This is a genomic window from Lishizhenia sp. (assembly GCF_057456495.1).
In genome coordinates this window covers 1-2,433 of sequence record NZ_JBVCPV010000286.1, presented here as the reverse complement: position 1 = coordinate 2,433, position 2,433 = coordinate 1, and the positions used below count along the sequence as shown (strand labels likewise).

Annotated in this window: 1 protein-coding gene and 1 pseudogene; both read left to right on the top strand. The window is 39.2% G+C overall.

What is annotated here, in order from left to right:
* A pseudogene (locus AC22ZQ_RS14125) lies at positions 1–522 on the top strand (hypothetical protein); the annotation flags it as partial.
* Positions 523–648: 126 nt separating this feature from the next.
* Positions 649–2,433 (top strand): glucodextranase DOMON-like domain-containing protein (locus AC22ZQ_RS14120; protein ID WP_318959407.1); only part of this gene is annotated, 1,785 nt, incomplete at its 3' end.

The following is a 2,433-nucleotide window of genomic DNA, read 5'->3' as shown; positions in this document are numbered from 1 at the left end:
GTCTACGTCGAGCTTTCAGTTCAGACAGCCGAACGAGAATCCCACTCCGGTTTGGGAGGATCAATATTCCCCAATGCCGCCTGGCGGTTGGTGTGGGCTCTTCGCAGTTTGAAAGACGAGGATGAAAAAATACTTATCTCTGGATTTTACGATGACATTCAACCCCCATCAGAAAAGGATTTGGATTTATTAGCGGCCAACAATAACTTCTATGAATTACACTTTGAAAACATTGGAGGATTGGTGATGCCATTAATTATTAGAGCAACATTTGTCGATGGAACAGAAGAAATCATTCGCATACCTGCTGAAGTGTGGATGAGAGACAACTACAACATCAGCAAAGTCTTTATTTTTGAGGAAGAAGTAGTTTCATTTAGACTAGATCCCTTCTTAGAAACAGGAGACACAAACTTGAACAACAACGCTTGGCCAAAAGAAGTAAAACCGAGTAGATACCAATTGTTTCAAGAAAAGAAAATGAACGAAAACCCAATGCAACGTCAAAAGCGTATGAATTAGGTTCACCATAAAAACTACAGAAGGCTCATCTCATTAGATGGGCCTTTTTTATGATTACAAGAATGCCATTATCAACGTTTTGCTTTCCATTAAGTTTTATTTAGGTTTAGATAAAACTATAGAACTATGAAAAAACTTTTACCCCTAATGTCAGGAGTGCTTGCCAGCTCCTTAACTTTTGGCCAAACCTTTTCTGATGACTTTGAATCCTATGCAGCCGGTACACAGATTGGAACCACTGCAGATTGGACGACTTGGTCGGGATCTGGAGGTGGATCTGATGACGTAGCCGTAAGCTCAACACTTGCACACAGCGGAACGAATGCCTTATACTTCCTAGCAACTGGATCGGGTGGTCCGGGTGATATCGTGAAAGATTTTGGAGGTGAATATTCAACGGGTAACTTCGATTTTGAAGTATGGATGTACGTGGCCAATGGAAAAAAAGCCTACTTTAATTTTCAAAAAGAAAGCACCATTGGAAATGCTTGGGCCATGGATGCTAATTTTAGTAATGGAACACTTCAGGTTTACAATACCGACGAAACATTCCTTACGACCAGTTACACAGAAGGAACTTGGTTCAAGTTCAGTATGCAATTGAATTTAAACACGAACAATTGGGAGGTTTTTATTGATAATAACAATGTTGGAAGTTTTAGCAATTCTATCAATCAAATAGCTTCTTTAAATATCTACAGTATTCAGGGCGCTGAATTTTATCTGGATGATATCGCTTACACTATTACCCCTTACACACTCCCGTCAACCAATGCAGGTTTAACTTATTTAGACCCAAAATCTGTATTAGTAGGACAATCAAATTCACCTGAAATACGCATAAGAAATTTAGGAGTAAATACGATCAATTCTGTTGAGGTCACTTTAGATTATAATGGAAATCAAACAACAGAAACCTTTACAAATTTAAACCTTGCGTCATTAGATGAAGTAGAATTAAGTTTGAGTAATAGCATTACATTAAGTAGTGGTGCAGCTAATTTTACAGCAACAATCACTAATGTAAACGGAAATGGGTTAGATGATGACAGCAATGACGATAGTCAATCTCAATCATTAACTCCCATAGAAGTATACCCTGGAAGAATGGTATTTGGTGAAGAAGCAACAGGAACATGGTGTGGATGGTGTCCGAGAGGAGCCGTGGCCATGGATGAAATGGAAATAGAATTTCATGATTTCTGGGCGGGAGTTGCTGTACACAACAATGATCCAATGGCAAATGCTACGTATGACGCTGCACTTGGAGCGTACATCAATGGTTACCCGAGCGGAATTGTAGATAGGGGTGCGGACATAGACCCATCTGCCATGCGCCAAGATTTTATACAAAGAATAACAACACAACCCTCTGCCCTTATAGAAATGGGTGCTGAATTTAATGCAACAACACGTGAGTTAAAAATGTCATTATCAGCAGAAATCATAGAGGCGATCAACAACAATTATAAACTCGCTATCATTTTAACAGAAGACAGTGTTACCGGAACAACAAGCGGATACAACCAAGCTAATTATTACGGTTCTCAAGGGATTACCTTGATAGATCCTGCTGGATATAACTGGGGAGATTTACCAAGTTCAGTACCCGCTTCACAAATGATTTACAACCATGTTGGAAGAGGTATCTACCCAAGTTTCGGAGGAATGGTAAATTCATTACCTGCTACCGTTGCCGTAGGTGAAACACACACAATCAATGCTTCCATAATTCTCGATCAAGATTGGGACGAAACAAAAATGAACCTCATCGGTATATTGATAGACCCAAGTGGTGATGTAAATAACGCAGGAAAAGCAAGTCTGTCTGAAGCCATTGACAACGGATACGTATTAACTACAGATAACTTCGATTTTAATTACGTAAATAATTTATTTGAAATCTATCCC